The organism is Aquabacterium olei (assembly GCF_003100395.1).
Lineage (GTDB): Bacteria > Pseudomonadota > Gammaproteobacteria > Burkholderiales > Burkholderiaceae_C > Aquabacterium > Aquabacterium olei.
The window spans coordinates 3,061,060-3,086,409 of the sequence record NZ_CP029210.1; the positions used below are offsets into that span (position 1 = coordinate 3,061,060).

The window sequence follows — 25,350 nt, forward strand, 5'->3', positions numbered from 1 at the left end:
CACGCCGCGCACCGTTTCCTCACCCCGCCCTTTGATCGTCCGCCTGTGCAACATGGTGGGAGACGTCGTTCTCGGCCTGCCCGCACTGCACCTGCTGCAGTCGCATGGCTGGGACCTCCACCTGTACGGCAAAGGCTGGGCGCCCAAGCTGCTGGCCGGCGAATGCTGGCCCTGCACCACGCGTGCCGGCTCGCTGGGCGAGCGCATTGCGCAACTGAAGAGCTTGCGCGCGCAATGCCAGGCCCAGGACGCCACATTCGACCAGCGCATCAACACCCTGGTCATGCCCAACTCCTTTTCCAGCGCCTTCGAGGCCCGTTGGGCCGGGCTCCGACCGGCGGGCTACAGGGGGGATGGCCGCAGCCTGCTGCTGCGCCCGGCCTGGCGGCGCGATCCGCCCGCGCATGCACTTGAAGGGTTCTGGGGCCTGGCGTGCCGGCTTACCGGCCACCGTGGCACCCCGCCCACGCACATCCAGCTTAAGGTCAGCGAAACCGACCAGGCCGAGGCCGACCGCCTGCTTGCCGCGCAAGGCCTGACGCCCGGCTTCATCTGCATCGTGCCCTACGCAGCAGGCGACGTCGACGGCAAGGACAAGCGCTGGCCCGACTTCACTGCCTTCACCGAGGCACTCGCCCAGCGCACACCGCAGCGCATCGTGACCTGCCCGGGCCCCGGCGAAGAAGACGTGGCCCAGGCCCACCCCGCCGCCCTGATCCTGCCCAAGCTGGGGTTGGGCACCTACCTGGGCGTGCTCAAGCGCGCAGGCCTGGTCGTCTCCAATGACACGGGACCCGCCCACATGGCGGCAGCCGTCGGCACCCCGGTGCTCAGCGTGCTGGGCCCGACCAAGCCCGGCCAATGGCGCCCCTGGGGGCCGCAAAACCGCATTGCCACCGGCAGCGACGGCCGCCTCTGGCCCACGGTCGACGAGGTGTTGCGCGAGGTGCGGGCATGAGCCCCCCCAACGGCCAAGGTCGCCCGCTCATCGTCCGCCTGTGCAACTGGGTGGGCGAGGCGGTGCTGTCGCTGCCCACACTGACCATGCTCGAGCAGCAGGGCTACGAGCTCCACCTGATCGGCAAGCGCTGGGCACAGAGTCTGTTTGCCGGACACGGGTGGGCCGTGCATGTGAGGCCGGCTCGCCGGGGCGACGCCATCCGTCAACTCAAGACCCTGCGCCACGAGCTCAGCCAGCGAGACCCAGGCTTTGCCCGCCGCCCCAACTACCTGCTGTTCACCAGCTCGTTCTCCAGCGCGCTGGAGGGGCGGCTGGCCGGCCTGCGTCCTGCCGGCTACGACCGCGACAGCCGCGGCCTGCTGCTCGCGCACCGCGTGCCTTACATCGCCGGCCTGCATGCCGCCGACGACTACTGGCGCATCGGCACCCACTTTGCGAGGGTGGCCGAGGCACGTCCTGGCGCGCTGGGCCTTCAGCCCAGCGCCGAGCAGAGCGCCCAGGCGCGCGCACTGCTGGCCGCCAACGGCCTGGCGAGCGCCGACTTCGTGATCCTCTGCCCCTTCTCCGGCGCGGCCGACACGACCGGCAAGAAGCTCTGGCCGCCCTTCCCCAACCTGGCGCAGCGGCTGCAGGCGCAGGGGCTGCAGGTCGTGCTGTGCCCGGGCCCCGGCGAAGAAGCACAGGCCCGCACGCAGTACCCCGGCGCCGTCATGCTCGAAGGCGTCGACCTGGGCACCTATGCCGCGTTGACCCGCCTGGCCCGCTGCACCGTGTCCAACGACACCGGGCCCGGCCACCTGGCGGCCGCCGCAGGCGCACGGCTGGTGAGCGTGCTCGGCCCCGATGCGGCCGACATGTGGCTGGCGCAAGGCGAGCACGTCACCCTGCTGCGCCCGGCCGCTGGCTGGCCCAGCCTGGAAGACGCGCTCACCGCGGTCCACAATCAGGTGCGCACATGACCCCGGCGCAGCCCTTCCACATCGCCCTGCAGTTCGGCCACATCCGCCACTTCAACGAAGGGCTGGCCGAATTCTCGCGCCAGCTGGGGATGCAGTTTGCACGCCAGGCTCCGCAGTTGAAAGCCGAGCGCAACTGGCACTTCCACTTCATCCTGCCGGCTCAGTGGCACGGCCTGTTCGGGCCCGACGTTCAGTATCACGAACTGAGCGACAGCATGCGCCTGCGCCACCGCTTTCCGGTCGACCTGGACGTCTGGCACGGGCTGCACCAGCACATGCGCTACCGCCCGCCGGTCAACAGCCGCCGCAACATCATCACCGTGCACGACCTCAACCACGTGTACGCAAAGAAGGGCCTGAGCCTGTGGTGGCAGAACATGCGGCTGACGCGCCACCTTCGACGGGCGCATCAACTGGTCGCCATCAGCCAGTTCGTGGCCGATGACATCCGCACGCACCTGCCGTGGGCGCCGCCTGCCACCGTCATCCACAACGGCGTGGCCGACCTGACCCAGGTGCCGCATGAGAAGCCGGCGAACTTCTCACTGACGGAAGGCGACTACCTGCTGCACATCAGCCGCATGTCGCCTTCGAAGAACGTCGGCAGCCTGATCGAAATGGCGGCGGAGTGGCCCGAGCAGGACCTGCTGCTGGTCGGGCCGAGCAGCCCGGAAGTGCAGAAGCACCAGGATCATGTCGCCCGACTCGGCCTGCGCAATGTCCACTTCCTGCTGGACGTGACCGAGGCCCAGAAGGCCTGGTTGTATGCGCATTGCAAGGCGTTTCTGTTCCCGTCGCTGCTGGAAGGGTTCGGGCTGCCGCCGATCGAGGCGATGTACTTCGGAAAACCGGTGGTGGCGGCAAGGGCGACTTCGTTGCCGGAGGTGTGTGGGCCACACGCTGGCTACTGGCACGACTTCAGCGCCGTTGTCATGCGCCAGATCGTCGAGCATCAACTGGACATGTGCAAGCACGGCGAAACGCGACATGAACTCCGAGCAGCTGCGCAGCGGTACACATGGCCCCAAGCGGCAGAAGCGTACGCAGCCTGCTACTTGCCCTGCAATGCGTCGAACCAAGGCTTCTCGGCATGCTGAAACTTCCTCAGGTCACCTTGGTGTGTGTCGACACCCGCACGCCAGAACTTGCCTTGGACGCAATGCGCCGGTGTATGGCGCTATGCGAGTTCGGTGACGCCATCCTGTTCACAGCACCTGACCAGAACATCAGCGATCTGCCTATCGGTGTCCGACTGAAAATCGTGCTCCACATCAACTCGGTTGAGGCCTACTCACACTTCCTGCTCAAGGAGATGGGCGCTGAAATCCATACCAGCCACCACCTCATCGTGCAGTGGGACGGTTATGTGATTGACCCCGCCATGTGGCGAGATGCCTTCCTGTCGTTCGACTACATCGGGGCCGTCTGGCCGCAATACCACGATGCGCACCGTGTCGGTAACGGTGGTTTCTCGCTACGCTCCCGCAAGCTGCTCGACGCAATGGCAGCTCCGGATTTCAAGGCCTCTCATCCAGAAGACGAGTGCATCGCACGCATTCACCGCCCGATGCTCGAGCAACGCTTCGGGATCCGCTTTGCGGACGAGGCCCTGGCACACCAGTTCGCGTTTGAACGCAGCCGCGAGACGCTGTCCAGCTTTGGTTTTCACGGGCTGTCCAACCTGCCCGACGTGATGAGGCGTGACGAACTGGTGTCCTTCATCGAGGAAGCCCCCCCCGCGCTATTTGCGGGGGTAGAAACCCGGCGCCTGATAAAGAAGTTGCTGGCGCTCGAAATGGCCGATACCGCCTTGCTCGCCCTGGAAAAGCGCAAGGCAAGTGGCAAGGGCGAGCTGTTCGCCGACCTCCGTCTGCGCGCCCGGATCGCACTTGCCCGACTGGGAAATCGAACCTGATGCCCGGACAATCGCACCCATGTCGCCTACTTCGGTCAGTTTCATCGTCCCCGTCTATAACGTCCTGCGCTACCTCGATGAGTGCGTGAGCAGCCTCGTCGACGCGTCCCGCGAGGGAGATGAAATCATCCTGGTCGACGACGGCAGCACCGACGCCTCGGGCGCGCGCTGCGATGAGTGGCAGCGCCGCCTGCCCTCCCTGATCTCCGTGATCCACCAGGCGAACGGAGGGCTGTCTGCCGCGCGAAACCGCGGTCTGGCTTCCGCGCGCAACCCGTACATCTACTTCCTCGACTCGGACGACATCCTCTGCAGCGAGCACTTCGACCTCATTCGGGCCGAGTTGGCTAGCCATTCGCCTGACATGCTGACGTGCGACGCCCTCATCTGGGTGGACGGCGCACCGCCCTCGCAGGCCAAGCGCGTCACGCACTCTCTCACCCCCGGCCCGAACGCGGATCTCCGCGCCGTCCTGCAAGCCACGTTCAAGGATGACTTTCTTGCCACGGCATCGCGCGTCTACCGCGCAGACCTTTTGAGGTCGGTCGGCCCTGATTTGTTCCCTCCTGGCAAGTGCTACGAGGACAATGCAACGATTCCACGTCTGCTGCTTCGCGCCCACCACGTGGTCTACCTCCCGACCCCGATCTACCGCTACCGGATTCGGAGCGGCAGCATCACCCAGTCTCACAGCATGAATCGCTGCATGGATCAGGCTGCGTCGTTGCACGGCGTCCTGTCCGACTTACAGCAGTTCGGTGCTCCGACGTCTGTCGTGGCTGCTTGCAATGCTCTGGCCTTCAAGCACCTCATCATGGCCGTGCGCAATGCATCGCGCATCGTTCCTCCGCGAGCCAAAGCGGTCACGAAAGTCATGGACAAGGGCCTGTCGGGGCTCACTCTGAAAGGCGCGGCCCTGCTTGATGCCTTGTGCACGGCCCCGGCTGGCAACCGGCTCGTGCGGCACGCGCGCGGCATGCTCGACCACCGCACACGCTACGTTGCTGGACGTCTTCTCGCAGGCTACTGGCAGTGGTTCCGTCTTAAACTCAACAGACGGTAAGCAGAGCAGCCTTCCTCTCCGGCGGTCTGCTTGCCTGAGTGGGGATGCACACACCCTGCTTCAATTTTAAAAAGCTCAGCCAGGGCTCGTGCGTGAGTACGAGCAAAACGCCGTTGCGGCCGGCACGCGTGACACATCAGACGGTCATCGCCCGGCGTCGCATTGCACTCATACATGATGAACAAACGGACACTCCAGACCACCCTCTTTCCGCATGAAGACCACTGCACGGAGGAGCGGCTCTTCTACGCATCCCTGTCCGGCGGTGTCTGCCATTTTGAAGAGCAGAAGGTCGAGTTGGCACGATACGGGTCGATCGACTTTCTTTCTTATTTCAACGCATTCAGCGTTACCGCTTGGCGAAAACTGAACGCCTCGCTTCTGCCCACGGTGCAACTGGAAGGCGTTGGCCGTGTGTTGCTCCGCTTCTGGCTCCACCGCTCAGAGCAACACAGAACCCTGCTTTCGGAGCAGGTGGTCGACCTGCACGGCACCGCGGAGATCGAGCTGCCCGCCATTCACGATCTGCCCGACGGCCTTCTGGCGCCCGAGCTCGTGGCTCTGTCAGAGGTCGTGGAGTTGCGCGCACTTCGCTTCGCCGCGCGACAGGAACCGGCACGGTCCATCAGACTGGGCATCGTCATCACCCATTTCAATCGCCAGCCGCAGGTTCTTAGCGCAGCGCGCCGACTCAGCCCGTTGTTGCGCGACCCCGTCTTGCAAGACAAGCTCGATATCACGGTCATCGACAACAGTCAGAACCTACCGCCCGAGATCGAGGAATACGGCATCTCCATCATCCGGAACCTGAATCTGGGAGGATCTGGCGGATTTGCCCGCGGCATGCTGCATTACCACCAGTCCGGGCAGTACACGCATTGCCTGTTCATGGACGACGATGCTTCATGTGCGGTCGAGTCCATTCGCCGCACCCTCGCGGCGCTCGCGTTCGCGCAAGATGACCGGACGGCCATTGCGGGCGCCATGCTGTACGAGGACGAACCCACGCGCATGCACGAGAACGGTGCCCGCTTCGACGGCTCCTGTCACTCGCTGGACACAGGCAAAGACCTCCGGCAAATCACCGATCTCATCGAAATCAATGAAGTGAAGACCATCGACTATGGCGCGTGGTGGTTTTTCGCCTTCCCTCTACACCACGCACGGTGCTACCCCTTTCCCTTCTTTGTGCGTGGAGACGACATCGCCTTCGGGCTCTCGAACGAGTTCGTCACCCGCACACTCAACGGCGTCTGCTCCTGGCAGGACCGATTTGAAGAGAAGGCATCGCCGCTCACCAATTACCTCGATACGCGCAACCACCTGATGCACACCGTCAGGGGACAGGTGAAAAACCCGAAGCGCGCCATCAAGTACCTGTTCGATACGTTTATCAGGCTGAGGCGGGACTCTTACCTGTACGAATCTGCCGAGGCGGCCCTGCTCGCCGTCGAAGACGTCCTCCAGGGACCCGCATTCTGGCAAGAACACATCGATATGTCGGTGCGGCGCGCACAGATCAACGCAGTCATTACCAAGGAGCGCCCCAACCCCGTCGAACCTGAGGCCATGCGGCTCTCCCGGCCGCGCCGGCTTTCGAAACGAAAGGCACGGACAGTTGCTCGCCGGTTGACCCTCAACGGCCTGCTCATTCCCACATGGGCCTTGCGGCGTCGCCCCCTGCTCGTCAAGAAGAGCTTTTCGTGCGATCCGCTGCTGGCCTTCAGGCACCGCCACATCCTGTACTACAGCCAGCAGACTCGCAAAGGCTTTATCACGAGCCTCGACCGCATGCGGGCCATCCGCATCACTGTTCGAGCATGGCAACTTCAGAGAGAAGTCATGCGTCGGATGCCTGAACTCATTTCTCTTTACGGGGATACCAACCAGACCTTGTCCTCAAGGACTTTCTGGGAGGCGGTGTACGGCAAATCAACGTGAGTCGAGCCTTCACGGCGAGCGCACCGTGCCGAGGATCAGCCGCATATACCACCCCGTATCGGGCGGCGTGCGGCCCGACGACAAAAGACTGGCCTCGACCGCATCGGCGCGCCCGAGGATCTCGTTGACCCATTGCGTATCGATGTTGGCCCAGTCATGGGTCACCAGAGCCAACTGCCCCGATACCGCCTGTGAGACTTGGAGCGCCTGCACCAGATCGTCAGACTCGACTTCCATGTGCAGGTCAAGAAAGTCACGCAGTTCGTCTCGCTCGAAAGGTTTCTCCAGCGGGGACGGTCCATAGGGTGGAAGCCCCCACCAACGCGTGTCGAGGGAGTTGACTGCTTCCTGTGTGCGCTGAGAGTACGCCAGCCCGAGCATGGCTCGCTTCTTCGAGATTTCGTCCAGCAGCTGCTGGGCAAGGCCGAGCTGCTCAGCAGCCTCGGGTCCAGTGGGACTCCCGGGAAAGCAATGAGGCTCGATCACGGCAAGAAGCGCCCCGGGACGAGCTCGATGCTTCACACGCATGAAAAGTTCGGCAATCTCGTACGTTGACAGATGGTGCAGCACCCCATGAAACACATACGCGTCTGCTTCCGGAAGGCCGTCAACGCTGCGGATGCATTCATACCGGATGTTGCTCCCGGCGTCCGTCGCGCTCGCCAGTCTTAGCTGGTCCTCGGAGAAATCTAGACCCACTGCTTCGGCCACATGCGGCGCAAAGACCCGGGTGGTCCAACCGTTCCCACACCCGTAATCAACCAGCGTCTGCTTGCCATGCAACCTTCGGGCGAGCAACGCCATGTAACGCTGCCGTGCAAGGGGCTGTACGGCTGAGGGAAGGACCCAGAAGAAATCCTCCTCGTCTCTTCCGTAGGACGCCCACCACCGTATCTCATCCTTGAGATGCTCCTCGTCGGTCACGGCACGCCGCGCAAACCGAGGCAGGACTGCATCTGAAACTGTCAGTGGATACATGGTTGCTCCGGCCTGTGCTCGAACATGGGATGAGGAAGGGTTGCAGTAGACTCGAAGTCATTTTTACAGACTCCAGAGCTCTCGCGCCTGTCGCGTCCCGAGAGAAAACACTGGACCGCATCCATGAAAGTACTGATCGTCGGAGCCGGCTTTGCCGGCAGCGTGTGCGCCCGTGAACTGGCCGAAGCGGGACACCAGATCCTGCTGGTCGACAAACGTCCCCACATCGGGGGCAACGCATATGACGAGGTCGACGAACACGGCGTGTTGGTCCACCCGTATGGCCCTCACATCTTCCACACGAACAGCAAGCGTGTGTTCGAATACCTCTCGCGCTTCACTGACTGGCGCTTCTATGAACATCGGGTTCTGGCCAAAGTGGACGAGCAACTGCTGCCCATCCCGATCAACCGCACGACCATCAATACCCTGTACGGCAAGAATCTGACCGAGGAGGAAGTGGGCGCCTACCTGGAGTCCGTGCGCGAGCCCCGTGACCCCATTCGCACCAGCGAAGACGTGGTGCTCTCCAGCGTCGGCAGCGACCTCTGCGAGAAGTTCTTCCGCGGCTACACCCGCAAGCAGTGGGGGCTGGACCTGTCGGAGCTGTCGGCAGGCGTCGCAGCGCGGATCCCGACCCGGACGAATGACGATGACCGCTATTTCGGCGACACCTTCCAGTTCATGCCGAACGAGGGCTATACCCGCATGTTCGAGCGCATGCTGGATCACCCGCTGATCGAGGTCCGTCTCGGCACAGATTTCGAGAGCGTCCGCGAAGCCTGGCCTCACGACCACATCGTTTACTCGGGCCCCGTCGACGCCTTCTACCAATATCGCTTCGGCAAGCTTCCGTATCGCAGCCTGCGTTTCGTACACGAGCACCTGCCCGACCGGAGCCGCATCCAGGACGTCGGCACGGTGAACTACCCCAACGACCACGAGTACACCCGAATCACCGAGTTCAAGCACCTCACGGGCCAGCAACACCCCGGGACTTCGACCGTCAAGGAGTACCCGCAAGCCGAGGGCGATCCGTTCTACCCGATTCCCCGCCCCGAGAACGAAGCGCTCTTCAAGCAATACGAGGCACTCGCCGAGCAGGAGACACGGGTGACCTTCATCGGCCGCCTTGCCCAGTACCGGTACTACAACATGGACCAGGTCGTCGCCGCAGCCTTGAAGGCCGCAGAGGCCTTGCTTGATGGCAACCGGTGATTGTCGGATGTCAGAGCCCCTCGCCCCGGCCTCGGGCCGTCGCAACCTGGTCATCCTGCGGGCGGGCAACAGCTCGCTGCACAAGGAGTGGATCGCCTCCCCACACCGGGATTTCGATCTGTACATCAGCTACTACGGGGCCGATGAAGGGCGGTACGCAGAGGACGCCGAGTATCACGAAATGCGCAAGGGGCCGAAGTGGCCCTGCATCCACGACCTGCTTGCAACGAGACCCGATCTGATCGAGCGGTATGACGCCTTCTGGTTCCCGGATGACGACATCTCGGCGAGCACCGATACCCTGAATCGGATGTTCGCGTTCTTCCACGCGCTGCAACTGGAGCTGGCACAGCCGGCATTGACCCGCGATTCGTACTTCAGTTGGTCGCATCTCCTGCAGCGTGACGACTTTCTCGTGCGCTACGTCGCTTTCGTGGAGGTGATGGTCCCCGTCTTCTCCAGAGCCGCCCTGTCCCGCTGCCTGCCCACGTTCAACGAGAACCGCAGCGGCTGGGGGCTCGATTGGGTCTGGCCATCGCTGTGCAGCAACGGAGACCCGAAGAAGGTCGGCCTCATCGACGCCACACCGGTCAAGCACACACGGCCTGTGGGCGGAGAGCTCTACAAGAACAATCCGGAAATGGATCCTCGGCGCGAAGCCGAGCGCGTGCACGCTAAATACAATGTGAAGCCGGTCAAAGCGCTGGCCATTTACCCGCTGAACGGCGGGGTCGGATTCACACAGCCTCCCTGGCTTGAACGCATCCGCCTGGCTATCAAGGTGGCCAATGGCCATCGCAAGTTCCGACGCAACCAGGCCCGCCGACAGAACCCAACGGACTCCACATGAACCATCTTCTTGCGCTCGGCGCGGCCGTCGCCTCGCACCACGACACCACCCTCACCACCGCCGGCGGCCCTCCCGTGGCCCAACCCATCCCGGCCGAGGGCACCGACCGCCAGGCCCTGCTGTGGCAATGGATCGCCACCAACCACTTCTTCAACAGCTCCCTCTGGGCTGAAGAAGACCTCGCCCGCCGCACCACGGTCAGCGGCGACGAGATCGCACAGAACAAGCGCGCCATCGACCGATTCAACCAGGCTCGCAACGACGCCACCGAGCGCGTCGACGAGATCCTGCTGACCGAACTCGGCTTGGTCGATGCCACCTCGGCCCAGACCGACGCGCCTGTCGCCAAGGTGCCGGCTGGCGCCCGCCTCAACAGCGAGACCGCCGGCAGCATCATCGACCGCATGTCGATCATGGCGCTGAAGATCCACGCCATGCGCGCGCAGACCGAGCGCACCGATGTGGATGAAGCCCACCGCACCAGCAGCCAGGTCAAGCTCGACAAGCTGCTGCAGCAGCGCGCCGACCTCGGCCAGTGCCTCGACGAGCTGCTGGCCGACACGCAGGCCGGCCGCGCCTACTTCAAGGTCTACCGCCAGTTCAAGATGTACAACGACCCGCGCTTCAACCCGGTGCTGGTGGCCGAACAGGCCGCGCAGGCCAAGGGCTGAGATCCGCGCGGCCGCATGCGCATCCTCATCGTCAAGACCAGCTCCATGGGCGATGTCGTCCATGCGCTGCCCGCGGTGTCCGACATCGCCCGTGCCTTTCCCGATGCCCAGATCGACTGGCTTGTGGAAAAAGGCTTTGCCGCCATGCCGCAGCAGCACCGGGCGGTTCGCTGCGTGATCACGCTGCAGTGGCGCAAGTGGCGCAAGAGCCTGCGCTCGCCCGAGACGCGTGCGGCGCTGGCAACCTGGCGGGCCGAGATGGCCCGCGAGCGCTACGACCTCGTCATCGACCTCCAGGGCCTGCTCAAGAGCGCCCTGTTCGCCTGCTTCGCGCACGGCCCCCGTGCTGGCTACGACCGCCACAGCGCCCGTGAACCGATCGCCGCCTTGTTCTACAGCCGCAAGGCCGCGGTCTCGCGCGATCTGCACGCCGTCGATCGCTGCCGGCAACTCGCCGCCGCCCTGCTCGGCTACCCGGTGCCCCACACCCCGCCAGACTTCGGCCTGCAGGCCACCACCAACGCCTGGACACCGGGCCCGGGCCCCTTCGCCGCCCTCATCCCCTGTGCCAGCCGGCCGGAAAAGCTCTGGCCCGAGGCCGACTGGGTGGCCGTGGGCCAGGCGCTCAAAGCGCGCGGCTGGCAGGTCGCCGTCTTCTGGGGCAGCCCGGAAGAAGAACAACGCGCCCAGGCCATCGCGCAAGCCGTCGGCGGAGCGGTGCCCCCCTTCCTCACCGTGGCCCAGGTGGCCGACAGCCTGGCCCAGGCGCAGGCGGTGGTCGGCCTCGACACGGGCATGAGCCACCTCGCCGCCGCACACGGTCGACCCACGGTCGGCATCTACTGTGACCACGAACCCGGGCTCGCCGGTCTCCGCGGCAGCGGCCCCGTCATCAGTCTGGGCGGCAAGGGCCAGGTGCCCACGCGCGCGGCCGTTCTGCAGGCGCTCGACACCGTACTGCAGCCCGCGGTGTCAGAATCCCGGGTTTGATCGAACCGCGCCGCCAGGCCGATTTATGGATTTTTCCGACACCTACGCGCGCCTCAAGGGCTACCTGATCCCCCGATGGAAGCAGTTGGCCACGGCGGTCGGCTTCTTCCTGCTCAGTTCCGCCGTCGAGCCACTGGTGCCGGCCCTGTTCAAGAAACTGATCGACTCGGGCTTCCAGGAAGGCCTGAAGTACCCGCTGTGGATCGTGCCCATCGTCGTGATCGGGCTGTTCCTGGCGCGCGGGCTGTTCAACTTTGCTGGCACCTTCGTGATGAACCACGCCACGTCGGCCATCGTGCTCGACCTGCGGCGTGACCTGATGAAGGCGCTGCTGCGCGCCGACGCCAAGCTGTTCACGACCATCAGCCCCGGCATCGCGGTCGCCAAGGTCATCAACGACCCGCAGCACGCCTCTGGCGCGCTGGGCAGCTCGGTTATTTCCATCATCCGCGACGCGTCCACGCTGATCTTCCTCGTGGGCTACCTGCTGTATCTGAACTTCCAGCTCACACTGCTGGCGTTCGTCACGATGCCGCTGCTCGGCTTCAGCGTGAAGCTCATCCGCAAGCGCCTGAATCGCGTCGGCGAGGCGCAGTATCTGGCCCAGCAAAAGCTGGTGTCCACGGTGGACGACAACGCCCGCGCCTGGCGCGTGGTGCGCACCTTCGACGCGGTCGACTTCGAGCTCGCCCGCTTCGAGCACGACGCCGTGCACCACCGCCGCATGATCATGAAACAGGTGGCCACCAGCGCCCTGGTCACGCCCGTCACCCAGGTGCTGGCCGCCGTCGGCGTGTCCATCATCCTCACGCTGGCGATCTGGCAGGCGAGCCAGGGGTCGTCCACGGTGGGCGAGTTCGTCTCGTTCATCACGGCGCTGCTGATGACGATCTCGCCGATGCGCCACCTGACGGACATCTACACCCCGATCAGTGGCGCCATGATCACGCTGCGTGGCGCGTTCGAGCTGATCAATGCCCCCCCTGAGCCCGACAACGGCACGCGCGAACTGGCCACCTCGCGTGGCGACATCGCTTTCGAGAACGTGCGCCTGCAGTACGAAGGCGCCAGCGCGCCGGCCCTGGACGGGCTGAACCTGCAGATCCGTGGCGGCGAGACCATCGCGCTGGTCGGCTCGTCCGGCGCCGGCAAGAGCACCGTGGTGAGCGCCCTGCTGCGCTTCGCCCATCCCGACAGCGGCCGCATCACGCTCGACGGCACCGACATCGAGGACCTCAGGCTCGCCAGCCTGCGCCGCCACTTCGCCGTGGTCTCGCAGGACATCGTGCTGTTCGATGGCTCGGTGGCCCAGAACGTGGCCTATGCCAGCCCGGCTGGCGTCGACCGCGACAAGGTCGAGCGCTGCCTGCGGGCGGCCAACCTCTGGAACCACATCCAGACCCTGCCCGATGGGATGGATGCACCCATCGGAACCAACGGGAGCAAGTTCTCGGGCGGCCAGCGCCAGCGCCTCGCCATCGCGCGCGCGCTCTACCGCGACGCCGCCATCTGGATCTTCGACGAAGCGACCTCCGCGCTGGATTCCGAATCCGAAGCCGTGGTGCAGCGCTCCATCGAAGACCTGCGCGGCAGCAAGACGCTCATCCTCATCGCCCACCGCCTCAGCACCATCCGCAACGCCGATCGCATCTACGTGATGGCCGAAGGCCAGGTGGCCGAGCAAGGCAACCATGCCGAGCTGATGGCGCAAGGCGGCATCTACGCCGGCATGGTGCGCATCCAGTCGGCGCACTGACTGCGCCCCCACTCGGACACCCGTCTGGCGGAAAGGGCAGGTTTTGCCCCGGCACTTCCACCGTTTACACCGGGTGATGATTGGGGGATCATTTGCTGTTCAAATAGATGCGGTGTGCGCCCGGCCCCGGGGCGCTGTCCGTCTGTTTCCGAAGCCCGACGATCATGGCCGATTCCCTTCTCGCTGATGCCCCTGGCTCGCTGTCCGGCGTGGCCCGCGTGCTCGTCAACGCAGGCAAGCTGGATGCACGCGCGGCCGAAACCCTCACGCGCACCGCCAAGGAGCAAAAGCGCAGCTTCGTCAGCACGCTGGTCCAGAGCGGCGTCATCGAACCCGGCGAACTCGCCCACACGCTGTCGAAGGCGCTGGCCGTGCCGGTGATGGACCTGGCCGCGCTCGACGTCGAACGCCTGCCCAAGGGCGTCATCGACAAGAAGCTCTCGGCCCAGTATCAGGTGCTGGTGCTCTCCAAGCGGGGCAACCGGCTGTTCGTGGCCGGCGCCGACCCGACCGACCAGGAAGCGATCGAGCGCATCAAGTTCGCCACGCAGCTCACGCCCGAATGGGTCATCGTCGAGCAGGACAAGCTCGCGAAGCTGCTTGACGGCCTCACGGCCAGCGCGGAAGAGCAGCTCTCGGCCCTGGCCTCCAGCGACTTCGAATTCGACTCCACCGAAGACGTGGGCGCCCCCCAGCCCGACACGAACGACGTCGCCTCCGAGGTGGAAGACGCCCCGGTGGTGCGCTTCCTCCAGAAGATGCTGATCGACGCGATCAACGCGCGCGCCTCCGACCTGCACTTCGAGCCCTACGAATACAACTACCGCGTGCGCTTCCGCGTCGACGGCGAGCTGCGCGAGGTCACCCAGCCGCCAGTCGCCATCAAGGACAAGCTCGCGTCGCGCATCAAGGTCATCTCCAAGCTGGACATCGCCGAGAAGCGCGTGCCGCAGGACGGCCGCATGAAGCTCAAGTTCGGCTCCAAGGCCATCGACTTCCGCGTCAGCACCCTGCCCACGCTGTTCGGCGAAAAGATCGTGATCCGTATCCTCGACCCGTCCAGCGCCAAGCTGGGCATCGAGGCCCTGGGTTACGAGGCGATCGAGAAAGAGCGCCTGCTCAACGCCATCAGGCGCCCGTACGGCATGGTGCTGGTCACCGGCCCGACCGGCTCCGGCAAGACGGTGTCGCTCTACACCTGCCTGAACATCCTGAACCAGCCGGGCGTGAACATCTCGACGGTCGAAGACCCGGCGGAAATCAACCTGCCCGGCATCAACCAGGTCAACGTCAACGACAAGGCCGGCCTCACCTTCTCGGCCGCGCTGAAGGCCTTCCTGCGCCAGGATCCCGACGTGATCATGGTCGGTGAAATCCGTGACCTCGAAACCGCCGACATCGCCATCAAGGCCGCCCAGACCGGCCACATGGTGATGTCCACCCTGCACACGAACGACGCGCCCACCACGCTGACGCGGTTGATGAACATGGGCGTGCCGCCCTTCAACATCGCTTCCAGCGTGATCCTGATCACCGCACAGCGACTGGCGCGCCGGCTGTGCGACAACTGCAAGGTCCCCGCCGACATTCCGAGGCAGGCCCTGCTGGACGCCGGTTACAAGGAAGAAGACCTCGACGGCACCTGGACACCGTATCGCGCAGTGGGTTGCTCAGCTTGCAACAACGGTTACAAAGGTCGGCTGGGCATTTACCAAGTCATGCCCATCAGTGAGGAAATACAACGCATCATCCTGAATCAAGGTACTGCGATGGACATCGCCAAGCAGGCCAAGCGGGAAGGCGTGCGAGACTTGCGCGAATCGGGCCTGGTCAAGGTCAAGGCTGGCCTCACCTCACTCGAAGAGGTGATTTCGGTGACCAATGAATAAGCAGCAGTGACGCTCGCGCGTCTTGGAGTTCCGATACATGGCCACGGCAGCAGCCAAGAAATCCGCCCCTCAGGAATACGTCTTCGAGTGGGAAGGCAAGGACCGCAACGGCAAGGTGGTCCGCGGCGAGATGCGCGCCGGCGGTGAAGCGATGGTGGGGGCCAGCCTGCGCCGCCAGGGCATCCTGGTCAACAAGGTCAAGCGGCGCCGCATGAGCGGTGGCTCGTCCATCAAGCCGAAAGACATCGCGATCTTCACGCGCCAGCTGGCCACCATGATGCGCGCTGGCGTGCCCCTGCTGCAGTCGTTCGACATCGTGGCGCGCGGCAGCACCAATCCGCGGGTCACCAAGCTGCTCAACGACATCCGCTCGGACGTCGAGACCGGCACCAGCCTGTCGATGGCCTTCCGCAAGCACCCGCTGCACTTCGACCACCTGTACTGCAACCTGGTCGAGGCCGGCGAGGCCGCCGGTATCCTGGAAACCCTGCTCGATCGCCTGGCCACCTACCAGGAAAAAACGATCGCCATCAAGCAGAAGATCAAGTCGGCCCTGACCTACCCCACCGCCGTGCTGGTGGTCGCCTTCATCGTGGTCGCCGTCATCATGATCTTCGTGATCCCGGCGTTCAAGGAAGTCTTCACCTCCTTCGGTGCCGACCTGCCGGCTCCCACGCTGTTCGTGATGGGCATGTCGGAGATCTTCGTCAGTTACTGGTGGGCCATCTTCGGCTCCATCGGCGGGGGCGTGTATTTCTTCCTGCAGTCCTGGAAGCGCTCCGAGGCCATGCAGAAGAAGATGGACCGCCTGCTGCTGAAGGCCCCGGTGTTCGGCGACCTGATGTACAAGTCGGCGGTGGCCCGCTGGACGCGCACGCTGTCGACCATGTTTGCAGCGGGCGTGCCCCTGGTGGAAGCGCTCGACTCGGTGGGCGGCGCCTCAGGCAACGCGGTGTTTGCGGAAGCCACCGAGCAGATCCAGAAGGACGTCTCGACCGGCACGGGCCTGACCAACGCCATGCAGACCACGGGCCTGTTCCCGGTGATGGTGCTGCAGATGGCTTCGATCGGCGAAGAATCGGGCTCGCTCGACCAGATGCTGGGCAAGGCGGCCGACTTCTACGAAGAAGAGGTGGACGAAGCCGTGAAGGCGCTGTCCAGCCTGATGGAACCCTTCATCATCGTGTTCCTGGGCACGGTGATTGGCGGCATTGTTGTGTCGATGTACCTGCCGATCTTCAAGCTGGGTCAGGTGGTGTAATCGCCGGATGCTGTCTGATCTTGCCTTTCTGAACCCGTTCCTCGCGCAACTGCTCACGCCCTGGGGTCTGGCCCTGGTGGGCTTGTGCGTCGGCAGCTTCCTCAACGTGGTGGTGCACCGACTGCCCAAGATGATGGAAGCCCAATGGCGCAGCGACGCCCATGCGATGCTGGAGACGACCGAGCCCGCCACCGAGGGCCCGGCGCTGTCGCTCTCGAAGCCGGCTTCGCGCTGCCCGTCCTGCGGGCACCAGATCCGTTGGTACGAAAACATCCCGGTGCTGAGCTGGCTGGCCCTGCGCGGCAAATGCTCGGCCTGTGGCACCCGCATCAGCGTTCGCTACCCCCTGGTCGAACTGGCCACAGGCGCACTGTTCTACGCCGCGGGTGAACTGGTGGCCTACCAGCCCACGGCGCTGCTGTGGTGCGGCTTCATGGCGATGCTGCTGGCCGCCGCGCTGATCGACTGGGACACCACCCTGCTGCCCGACAGCCTCACCCAGCCCCTGACCTGGGCCGGCCTGATCGTGGCGGCCCTGGGCTGGAACCTGCCCCTGGCCGACGCGCTGTGGGGCGCCGTGGCCGGCTACCTCTCGCTGTGGAGTGTGTACTGGCTGTTCAAGCTGGCCACCGGCAAGGAAGGCATGGGCCAGGGGGATTTCAAGCTGCTGGCCGCGCTGGGCGCCTGGTTGGGCGCGCCCATGATCCTGCCCATCATCCTCGGCTCGTCGGTGCTGGGCGCCGTGGTGGGCATCGGCATGAAGGTGTCGGGCAAGTTGCGCGAAGGCGTGTACGTGCCCTACGGCCCCTTCCTGGCCGGTGCCGGTCTGGTGGTGGCACTGGCCGGGCACGACACGGTACTGGGCTGGCTGGGATGGGCGTGATGCCCGCCCCCCTGACCATCGGCCTCACCGGTGGCATCGGCAGTGGCAAATCCACCGTGGGTCAGATGCTGGTGGAGCTGGGCGCCCACCTCGTCGACACCGACGCGATCGCGCGCACGCTGACGCTGCCCGGTGGCGCCGCCATCCCCGAGATCGAACGCCACTTCGGGCCCGAGCTGATCGACGCACAGGGCGCCATGCACCGCGACCGCATGCGCGATCTGGCCTTCACCGACCCGCTGGCCATGAAGCGCCTGGAGGGCATCCTTCACCCGCTGATCGGTGCGCAGGCCGATGCCCACGCCCGGCTGGCCCTACCCGGTCAACCGGTGGTGTTCGACGTGCCGCTGCTGGCTGAATCAGGCCGCCGCTGGAAAGAGCGCGTCGACCGGGTGCTGGTGATCGACGCCTCGCCCGAAACCCAGATCGCCCGTGTGATGGTGCGCAATGGCTGGCCTCGCGAGGCCGTCGAGAAGGTGCTGGCCCGGCAAGCCGATCGCGCCACGCGGCTGGCCTTGGCCGATCACGTCATCGTCAACGACGGACAGACCCTGCCGGAACTGCGGGCCGAGGTCGAGAAGCTCTGGCGCTTGTGGAACAATCTCACGGATGGCCGGTGAACAGCTGCAGGTGGCACGTTGATCCTTTACGAATACCCTTTCGGTGAGAGCATCCGCACCATGCTGCGGCTCGAGCACCTGTTCGACCGGCTGGGCGTGCTGATCTGGCGGGAAGACCCGATCGACCATCACTTCGCGCTGTCCACGATCTTCGAGATCATGGACGTGGCCTCACGCGCCGACCTGAAGAGCGATGTGTTGCGCGACCTCGAGCGTTATCGCGCCCAGTTCATGTCCTACAAGGGCAACCCGGCCATCCAGGAGGCCGTGCTCGACGAGGTGCTGTCCCGCATCGAGCGCGCCCATTCGGGCCTCAACCAGCTGCAGGGCAAGGCCGGGCAGGCCCTCGCGGCCAATGACTGGTTGATGAGCGTGCGCAGCCGCATCAGCATTCCCGGCGGCACCTGCGAATTCGACCTGCCGGCCTACTACGCCTGGCAGCATGAGCCTGCCTCGAAACGCCAGGGCGATCTGCAGCAGTGGATTGCCACGCTCACCCCGCTGGCCGATGCGCTGAAGGTGATGCTGGGCCTGCTGCGCGATGGCGGACACCCGCACATGGTGGCGGCGCCCTGCGGCCAGTTCCAGCAGCAGCTGAAGGACAACCGCACCTACCACCTGCTGCGCCTGCGCATCGACCCAAGCCTGGGCCTGGTGCCCGAAATCAGCGCCAACCGTCTGATGGTGTCGATCCGCCTGATGCGGCCCGATCAGGACGGCAAGCTGCGCGTCGCCTCGGACACGGACGCCGGCTTCGAGCTGACGCTGTGTGCCTGAGGCCCCTGCTCTGCAGACCCTCACCATGAGCCAGACCGAATCACCCCGCAAACCCCTGGAAGTGCGTTGCCCCTCGTGCGGCGAAATGCACCTCTACAGCACCGACAACCCCTACCGCCCGTTCTGCAGCAAAGGCTGCAAGGCCATCGACCTGGGGGCGTGGGCCAGCGAGGAATACCGCTTCGAGGCGAAGCCCAACCGCGACGAGCTGCTGGAAGACCTGACCGACGACCCCGGTCACTGAGCGGGCGCGCCCATGGCCTTCAGCGCCCGGGCGACCCGGTCGGAAAGTTTCTCGGTGCTCAGGCGCTCGCGCAGGCGCTCCACCATCAGCGGCAGGCTGAAGGGGCTGGGGCTTTTCAGGTCGACCAGATCGATGCGGCGCTGCCGAAGCGCCGTCAGCACGGCGCGCAGCCGGGCCACATCCAGCTCCTGCGACAGCACCTCCTGTTGCGCCTGGGTCAGCAGCCGGTTGCCAGCGTCATATTGACGGAACACCTCGTAGAAAAGGCTGCTGGAGGCCTGCAGCTGCTTGTTGCTCTTTGGCGCGCCCGGGTAGCCGGTGAACACCAGGCCGGCCACGCGCGCGATCTCGCGAAACCGGCGCCGGGCCAGCTCGGCCGCGTTCAGGCTTTCCAGGATGTCCTCCAGCAGGCGATCCGGTGAGAGCACCGTGCGCAACAGCGTCTCGTCCACCGGCACGGGCTCGGCACTCAGCAACTCCAGGCCGTAATCGTTCACCGCGAGGCTGAAGGTGTTGGGTTGCTGTCGTGCCAGCCGCCATGCCAGCACCGCGCTCAGGCCCTGATGGGCCAGCCGCCCCGCGAAGGGATAGAGCCAGAGGTGATGGCCCTCGCGCGAACGGTGTCGCTCGACCAGCAGGCGATCACGCCGCGGCAGGTGCGAGATCCGGGCTTGCGCCTCCAGCATGTCACGCGCGGCCTGCATCTCGGGTTCATGCCATGCACGGCCCTCCGCCGCCTCATCCAGCAGGTCCATCACCGCACGGGCCATTTCACTCGACAACGGCATGCGCCCGCCTTCCCAGCGCGGTACGATGCGCTTGCGTCCCTCGGCACGTCGCACGTAGGCGGTCATGTCCTGCACACGCACGAATTCCAGGGTGCGGCCGGCGAACACGAAGCAGTCGCCCTTGTTCAGGCGCGCGATGAAGCCCTCCTCCACCGAGCCGAGCTTGGGGCCGTTGAGGTAGCGCACCGCCATCGAGGCGTCCGACACGATGGTGCCCACCTGCAGCCGATGACGCCGGGCCACCAGCCGGCCTGGCTGCGTGTGCTCGGCCACGCGCCACACACCCGCCTCGTCCGGCGCGATGCGGTGGTACTCGGGATAGGCCTGCAGGCTGTCACCACCGCGCGCGGCAAAGTCCAGGCACCAGTCGAAGGCCTCGCGAGACAGGTCGCGATAGCTATGAGCGCGCCGCACCTCGACGAACAGCGCATCGGGCGTGAAGCCGCCACCCAGTGCGACGGTCACAAGATGCTGCACCAGCACGTCCAGCGGCTGGTGGGGTGCCGGGCGGGCCTCCACCTGCCCGGCCAGCGCGGCGCGCCGAGCCGCAGCGGCTTCGACCAGTTCGAGCGTGTGGGTCGGCACCAGCGAGATGCGGCTGGTACGCCCCGGAGCGTGGCCGCTGCGCCCGGCGCGCTGCAACAGGCGCGCCACGCCCTTGGGCGAGCCGACCTGGATCACGCGATCCACCGGCAGAAAGTCCACACCCAGGTCGAGCGACGAAGTGGCCACCACTGCCTTGAGCTGGCCAGACTTCAAGCCTGCTTCAACCCAGGCCCGCACCTCCGCATCGAGCGAGCCATGGTGCAAGGCAACCAACCCGGCCCAGTCTGGTCGGGCTTCAAGCAGCAGCTGATACCAGATTTCGGCCTGTGAACGGGTGTTGGTGAAGACCAGCGTGGAGCCCGGGCCTTCCAACTCGGCCACCAACTGCGGCACCATGGGCGCACCGAGGCGCCCCGCCCAGGACAGGCGGGTGGCGTGCGCCGGCAGCAAGGTGTCGATCACCAAGGCCTTGTCGACGTGGCCCTGTACGCGAACAGGCTCGTTGATTGAGCCAGTCTTGCGCACCGACGGCACCAACGCAGACAGTGCCTCGTTCTGGTTGCCGAGGGTCGCGCTCAAGCCCCACACCAGCAGCCCCGGGCACCACGTCGTCAGGCGTGCCAGCGCCAGCTGCACCTGCACGCCGCGCTTGTTGCCCAGCAGCTCGTGCCATTCATCCACGATCACGACATCGAGCTGGGCGAACAGGGCCGCGGCGTCCGGGCGCGCCAGCATCAGGCTCAGCGACTCGGGCGTGGTGACCAGGGCATGCGGCCACGCGCGTTCCTGACGTGCGCGCTCGGATGAAGGCGTGTCGCCAGTCCGCAGGCCCACGCGCCAGCCGGGCAGCACGTCGTTCAGCGGCGCCTGCAACGAGACCAGTGTGTCGGCCGCCAGCGCGCGCATCGGTGTGATCCACAAGGCGCGCAGACCCGAAGGCATGCGGGTGGAACCGTTCTCACGGGCCATCGCCCGCTGCAACACGCCGCCCCACACGGCGAGCGTCTTGCCGGCGCCGGTGCTCGCGTGCAGCAGGCCCGAGTGGCCTTCGGCCATGGCCTGCCACACGGCCTGCTGGAACGAAAACGGCGAGAAGCCGCGCTGGCTGAACCAGGCGGCCAAGCCCATCATGGCAGCGTGCTGTCGGGGGTCGACGCCGCGCGAACATCGCGCGAGCGGGTCAGGTCGTACAGCGTGAACCGCCGGTTCAGGCGCGCGCCGCCATCGCGGATCAGGGGCGCGTAGGTGACGGTGGCGGTGCCGCCGCCGGTGCGCGGCAGCATGACGTCGAACGGGATGCTCACGTAAATGCCCTTGTCGAAGGAACCCTCACCGAACTGTGCCGCAGAGACATCCGTCTTCGTGGCGTACGCCCCGAATCTGACGCCGTTCGCAAAGACGCGCGAAGCGTCCACGGTCATGCCCACGTCGCCCGCGAGGTAACGGCCCGCACTGAGGCGCAGCAGGACGTCTTCGAAGCCCGTATCCCAGTACAGCGTGGTGTGGCCTGTCGTCACTTTGTAGTCACGCAGGCCGAGGCCCTGGCTGAACTCGCGCTGCTGCACGCGGTTCACGTCGACGCCCACGGCCCAGCGGCTGCCAAGGGGCCTGTACAGGTACTCTGCACCGGCGCCCGCGTACATGGATTCGAGCAGGCCGCCATAGGCCAGGTAGAAGTGGTTCTGCCCGGCCTCGCCAAAATGCGTGACTTGCGCCACCGGCACGGTCACACGCCGGTCGGTCTGGTACTCGCGGATGAAGGTGCGCACGCGGGGCAGGTTGCTGGGCGCCGTGTAATCAAACTTGTCGTAGTTGTCGAGCAGGCGCAGCTGGAGCACGCCGGTGGCCCACAGGTCGTCGCGCAGGCGGTACTCGCCTTGGGCCACCGCGCCCAGGCTGAACAGCAGGCCGTCCGGGCCCCCCAGACTCTGGGCGTAGCTCAGACCCAGCCCCGCACGCCCGCGCTGCCCCAGGCCCGCCGCATCGCGGTCGTACAGGTTGCCGGGCTGCCGCGCGGCGTCGCCCGCGGCCACAGGCCGGGTCACGCGGTCTGTCTGGCGCTCGGAAGGCCGCAGAAACTCGGTTCGTTCACGCGCCCACTGGGCACGGTCCACCGCCACCTCGGCCACGGGTACACCGCGCTCTTCCAGCGCGACACCGATGGTCTGCACCGTTGCGGGTGCGTCGCGGTGGGCCACAGCCACCACCTTGTCGACCAACGGGCGCTGGGCGCCGCGGTCCGCGCCGTCCAGCACCAAGGTCCAGCGCACATCGTCGGCGTGCACGCGCTTGACCGCAGCACCCGCCTGGCGCTCCAGCTCGGCCACTGTGTCGCTCACGGAATGAGCCTGTCCCGATGCGACACCCACAGGCCGAACCGGCACGCGAGGCGGATCCAGGAACTTGATCATGTCGAGCCTGTTCATGCGCTCGTGCAGCGAGAAGCCGAACATGATCTGGTTGCCGCGTTCGAAACCCACCGTGAGATCAAGCCAGGAGCGGGCCCGGTACACCACGCCCACGTTCCACGGCGAGGCAGCCTGGATGTTGCCGCGGTCGGTAGGGCTGCGGTAATCGTTGCCGTCGTACTCCAGCTTCAGCAACCACGACGGGTGGCTGGGCAGTTGGTACTGCACGCCGCCGAAGAGTGCCGTGCGGCCACGGAAGTAGCTCTTGCTGTTGAGGGTGCCCCCCGATTCGGAGCGGATCGCGGGACGCTCGTCGAACTTCGATGACACCAGGCCCAGCGGGTTGCGGAACTGGCCGCGGCTGCCCAGGTAGCCCCAGGCCATGCCCAGGCTGAGGTCAAGGTTGCCGAAGGCCTTGTTGGCCACGACGTATTCGCTGGCGAACAGGCCCGTGCCGATGAGGTCGCGCAGGCCGACGGCCACCTGGGGTCGCCAGGCGGCTTCGCGCCAAAGGCGCAGTTTCACGTCGGCGCTCTTGTCGACATATGAACGATCGCCAGATAGGTCCTCTGCGCCATAAAGCCGGTCGGAAGCGCTCACATAGCCGAACGAAACCGACAGCCAGTCGAACGGCTGCAGGCGCGCCTTCAGATGCGCATACGGCAACACGCGGCCGAACATCAGGCCGGCCGTGCCCGCAGGCTCCATTCTGGCCGTGGGCGTCTGCAACAGGCCCACCGTACCCCAGTCGTTCACGCTGGTCGGCAAGGGGGCATCCGGCAAGCCGGGCTCGGCGGCGATGCGGCGGTCACGCAGCGTCCAGGGGTAGGCCGGGTCAGCGGGGCCCTGCGTCGCGAGGAACTGCGCCAATCGGCTGGACACAGCAGGCGGAATGGCACCATCGGGCGGCGGCGCCCACAACCAGCCCCCCGGCGCCAACACAGGCTGCGCGGCGTGCCGGTCCAGTGCATCGGCGGTCACGACCTGTCCGTCGGGCTGAATCAGCCACGAGAGCGAGGGGGCCACGGACGGGTCGCAGGCACGCACGTAGGCCAGCCAGGTGGCCGAGGGCTGGTGCGACACGCGGCACACGTGGCCTGTGGGGAGCAGCACCGCCACGTCACCGGTGCGCGCATGGCGCACCAGGGTGTCACCCTCGCGCAGGATCGGATCGGCCGCAGGATTGGTCTGCAGCCAGCGCCCGTCCACCAAGGGCAGGGCCACTCGCCCTGTCACTGGCAGCGAACGGACAAAACCGGCCAGCGCAGAATGGGAGGCCCCCAGGGCCTCGGCCAGCTCGCGCTGAAGCACAGCCTGCCCCCCGCGTTCAGAGGCCGCATGCCACGCCCAAGAGGCAGTGTCCCCCGGGCGCTGCAACGAAGGATGGCGCTCGAACCAGGCACTGAGACGCTCAGTCTGCGAAATCGCATGCGTCTGCGCAGGGTCCGCGCAGGCGGCCCAGGAGACTCCCAGCAGGCCGGCCAACAGGATGTGCGCCCGCCGCGCAGCAAAAACAAGCTTCATGGTTGCGTGGGAGGCCAAGTCTGCCAGGTCAGGCAGAACGTGGGCGCGAGGCACTGCTCACCGTACACCACCTGCCCCGTGGAAGGCGACACGGCATAGCGTGCGGGCAACGCACGACGGTGTTGCTCATGCTCGGCAAACCAGCGCAATTGCTCGGGCGCCAGGCGCGATAAGGCGGTGTCTGCTGGTGCGGTCACGGGCTGCACCGTGAGGTCGTGCTGCAGGCCCCATTGGTAGCCCGGCGAGACGTCTAAAGTGCGCCTGAACGAGATTGGCTGGGTGATCTCAGCCCATTCGGGCGTGTGCGGAGCAAGCGCAACCTGGCGCCATTCCACCGGCGTGCCGACGAGCCCCACCAGGCGGCCCGCCTGCGTACGCATCACCTCACCGGCGCTGCTGTACCAGACGTGAACGGGCCGCCCAAGAGGATCGTGGTCAACATAGCCCAGCGCCACCACCGCAGGCACGCCGTTGACCGTGAGCCGCAAGTACGAAAAGCCGTCCGACAGGGGACGGCCATCGGGTGTTGTTCCCGTTGTCACCGCATAGCGCACGGTGGCCCACGTGGCAGCCTGGTCCGTTGAGCAGGCAAGCTGGCTCACGGAAGCCGCCAACGACAACAGCGCGACACACGACCGGGAGGCGAGAGGCTTCTCGGTCATGCGGGCAGGACTTACTTCGTTGTGCCGGTGGTGCCCGAGCTGCCGCTGTTGTTCAGCGAAACGGCCGCGCCGACGATGGCCACGCCACCCACGATGGCAGCGCCGGTGGCGGCGGTGATGCCAGTGGTGGTGGTGGCCGCCGCAGCGGTGGTGGCACCGGTGGCGCCGGCGCCAGCGGCCGTGGCTGAGGTAGCGCCACCGCCAGCAGGAGCAGGAGCACTACCTTGAGCAACGGAAGCGAAGGCAACAGAGCCAAGAACCACCGAGACAATTGCTTTCTTCATCATCCACGTCCTGTTGAAGCTGTTGTTTGAACCACGCGCGTGGCGTGCCACCGTTCATCATGCACGTCATCAAGCGATCTTTCAAACGGTACCTGCAGGTCCATAGCGCCAGACTTTATGCGAGGGCCATAGAGCAACAGTCATTGCGCTGCCAACCCCGGG

Annotated in this window: 22 protein-coding genes; 17 read left to right on the forward strand and 5 right to left on the reverse strand. The window is 65.8% G+C overall.

The annotated features are described in order from the left end of the window. The first annotated feature begins 52 nt into the window (after nucleotides 1-52). The 6 genes from DEH84_RS13725 to DEH84_RS13750 all read left to right on the forward strand — a co-directional run bounded on the left by DEH84_RS13725 (nucleotide 53) and on the right by DEH84_RS13750 (nucleotide 6,839). Nucleotides 53-958 (forward strand): glycosyltransferase family 9 protein, encoded by a 906-nt coding sequence (locus tag DEH84_RS13725; protein WP_159098966.1) that lies wholly within the window; start codon nucleotides 53-55, stop codon nucleotides 956-958. Then, nucleotides 955-1,920, forward strand: a complete 966-nt coding sequence (locus DEH84_RS13730) for a glycosyltransferase family 9 protein (RefSeq protein WP_159098967.1) — start codon at nucleotides 955-957, stop codon at nucleotides 1,918-1,920. Before DEH84_RS13725 ends, DEH84_RS13730 begins: the two co-directional genes overlap by 4 nt. Continuing rightward, complete coding sequence (locus DEH84_RS13735; RefSeq protein WP_109037361.1) at nucleotides 1,917-3,017, forward strand: glycosyltransferase family 4 protein; 1,101 nt, start codon at nucleotides 1,917-1,919, stop codon at nucleotides 3,015-3,017. Before DEH84_RS13730 ends, DEH84_RS13735 begins: the two co-directional genes overlap by 4 nt. Further along, a complete protein-coding gene (locus tag DEH84_RS13740; protein WP_109037362.1) occupies nucleotides 3,011-3,835 on the forward strand; it encodes a DUF5672 family protein in 825 nt (274 codons plus the stop codon). The genes DEH84_RS13735 and DEH84_RS13740 overlap by 7 nt, the downstream gene beginning before the upstream one ends. Next, nucleotides 3,810-4,898 carry a glycosyltransferase family 2 protein gene (locus tag DEH84_RS13745; RefSeq protein ID WP_159098968.1) on the forward strand — a complete coding sequence of 363 codons (1,089 nt, stop codon included), beginning with the start codon at nucleotides 3,810-3,812 and terminating at the stop codon, nucleotides 4,896-4,898. Before DEH84_RS13740 ends, DEH84_RS13745 begins: the two co-directional genes overlap by 26 nt. Before the next feature lie 174 nt (nucleotides 4,899-5,072). Beyond that, complete coding sequence (locus DEH84_RS13750) at nucleotides 5,073-6,839, forward strand: glycosyltransferase family protein (protein WP_109037364.1); 1,767 nt, start codon at nucleotides 5,073-5,075, stop codon at nucleotides 6,837-6,839. Between the two features lie 9 nt (nucleotides 6,840-6,848). On the opposite strand, the gene DEH84_RS13755 is transcribed toward DEH84_RS13750, so the two are convergent. Continuing rightward, nucleotides 6,849-7,817, reverse strand: coding sequence for a class I SAM-dependent methyltransferase (locus DEH84_RS13755; protein WP_109037365.1), 969 nt, complete (start codon nucleotides 7,815-7,817; stop codon nucleotides 6,849-6,851). A gap of 123 nt (nucleotides 7,818-7,940) precedes the next feature. Between DEH84_RS13755 and glf the strand changes: the two genes are divergently transcribed. The 11 genes from glf to DEH84_RS13810 all read left to right on the forward strand — a co-directional run bounded on the left by glf (nucleotide 7,941) and on the right by DEH84_RS13810 (nucleotide 18,976). Continuing rightward, the gene (gene glf, locus DEH84_RS13760; protein WP_109037366.1) at nucleotides 7,941-9,035 is read left to right on the forward strand and encodes a UDP-galactopyranose mutase; all 1,095 of its coding nucleotides are present in this window, start codon (nucleotides 7,941-7,943) and stop codon (nucleotides 9,033-9,035) included. Between the two features lie 7 nt (nucleotides 9,036-9,042). Beyond that, nucleotides 9,043-9,885, forward strand: a complete 843-nt coding sequence (locus tag DEH84_RS13765) for a DUF707 domain-containing protein (protein WP_109037367.1) — start codon at nucleotides 9,043-9,045, stop codon at nucleotides 9,883-9,885. Further along, entirely contained in the window at nucleotides 9,882-10,556 is a 675-nt protein-coding gene (locus DEH84_RS13770; protein WP_109037368.1) for a DUF4254 domain-containing protein, read from the forward strand. The genes DEH84_RS13765 and DEH84_RS13770 overlap by 4 nt, the downstream gene beginning before the upstream one ends. A 15-nt stretch (nucleotides 10,557-10,571) precedes the next feature. Continuing rightward, nucleotides 10,572-11,546 (forward strand): lipopolysaccharide heptosyltransferase I, encoded by a 975-nt coding sequence (gene waaC / locus DEH84_RS13775; RefSeq protein WP_109037369.1) that lies wholly within the window; start codon nucleotides 10,572-10,574, stop codon nucleotides 11,544-11,546. Between the two features lie 25 nt (nucleotides 11,547-11,571). Beyond that, nucleotides 11,572-13,302 carry an ABC transporter ATP-binding protein gene (locus tag DEH84_RS13780; protein ID WP_109037370.1) on the forward strand — a complete coding sequence of 577 codons (1,731 nt, stop codon included), beginning with the start codon at nucleotides 11,572-11,574 and terminating at the stop codon, nucleotides 13,300-13,302. A gap of 164 nt (nucleotides 13,303-13,466) precedes the next feature. Next, complete coding sequence (gene pilB, locus DEH84_RS13785) at nucleotides 13,467-15,191, forward strand: type IV-A pilus assembly ATPase PilB (protein ID WP_109037371.1); 1,725 nt, start codon at nucleotides 13,467-13,469, stop codon at nucleotides 15,189-15,191. 37 nt (nucleotides 15,192-15,228) lie between these two features. Further along, nucleotides 15,229-16,452, forward strand: coding sequence for a type II secretion system F family protein (locus DEH84_RS13790; RefSeq protein WP_109037372.1), 1,224 nt, complete (start codon nucleotides 15,229-15,231; stop codon nucleotides 16,450-16,452). Between the two features lie 7 nt (nucleotides 16,453-16,459). Then, complete coding sequence (locus tag DEH84_RS13795) at nucleotides 16,460-17,335, forward strand: prepilin peptidase (RefSeq protein ID WP_109037373.1); 876 nt, start codon at nucleotides 16,460-16,462, stop codon at nucleotides 17,333-17,335. Then, complete coding sequence (gene coaE, locus DEH84_RS13800; RefSeq protein ID WP_170119677.1) at nucleotides 17,335-17,955, forward strand: dephospho-CoA kinase; 621 nt, start codon at nucleotides 17,335-17,337, stop codon at nucleotides 17,953-17,955. The genes DEH84_RS13795 and coaE overlap by 1 nt, the downstream gene beginning before the upstream one ends. Nucleotides 17,956-17,973: 18 nt before the next feature. Beyond that, nucleotides 17,974-18,732 carry a cell division protein ZapD gene (gene zapD, locus DEH84_RS13805; RefSeq protein ID WP_109037374.1) on the forward strand — a complete coding sequence of 253 codons (759 nt, stop codon included), beginning with the start codon at nucleotides 17,974-17,976 and terminating at the stop codon, nucleotides 18,730-18,732. Between the two features lie 25 nt (nucleotides 18,733-18,757). Beyond that, on the forward strand, nucleotides 18,758-18,976 hold the full coding sequence (locus DEH84_RS13810) for a DNA gyrase inhibitor YacG (RefSeq protein ID WP_109037375.1): 219 nt from the start codon (nucleotides 18,758-18,760) through the stop codon (nucleotides 18,974-18,976). Here DEH84_RS13810 and DEH84_RS13815 read toward each other — a convergent pair. The 4 genes from DEH84_RS13815 to DEH84_RS19145 are packed head-to-tail and all read right to left on the reverse strand — an operon-like array spanning nucleotide 18,970 to nucleotide 25,188. Next, nucleotides 18,970-21,441 carry a ligase-associated DNA damage response DEXH box helicase gene (locus tag DEH84_RS13815; RefSeq protein WP_109037376.1) on the reverse strand — a complete coding sequence of 824 codons (2,472 nt, stop codon included), beginning with the start codon at nucleotides 21,439-21,441 and terminating at the stop codon, nucleotides 18,970-18,972. The two genes, DEH84_RS13810 and DEH84_RS13815, sit on opposite strands and share 7 nt — an antisense overlap. Then, a complete protein-coding gene (locus tag DEH84_RS13820; RefSeq protein ID WP_109037377.1) occupies nucleotides 21,438-24,242 on the reverse strand; it encodes a YjbH domain-containing protein in 2,805 nt (934 codons plus the stop codon). Before DEH84_RS13820 ends, DEH84_RS13815 begins: the two co-directional genes overlap by 4 nt. Continuing rightward, the gene (locus DEH84_RS13825) at nucleotides 24,239-24,904 is read right to left on the reverse strand and encodes a YjbF family lipoprotein (RefSeq protein ID WP_109037378.1); all 666 of its coding nucleotides are present in this window, start codon (nucleotides 24,902-24,904) and stop codon (nucleotides 24,239-24,241) included. Before DEH84_RS13825 ends, DEH84_RS13820 begins: the two co-directional genes overlap by 4 nt. 11 nt (nucleotides 24,905-24,915) lie before the next feature. Further along, a complete protein-coding gene (locus DEH84_RS19145) occupies nucleotides 24,916-25,188 on the reverse strand; it encodes a hypothetical protein (protein WP_159098969.1) in 273 nt (90 codons plus the stop codon). Between the last annotated feature and the right edge of the window lie 162 nt (nucleotides 25,189-25,350).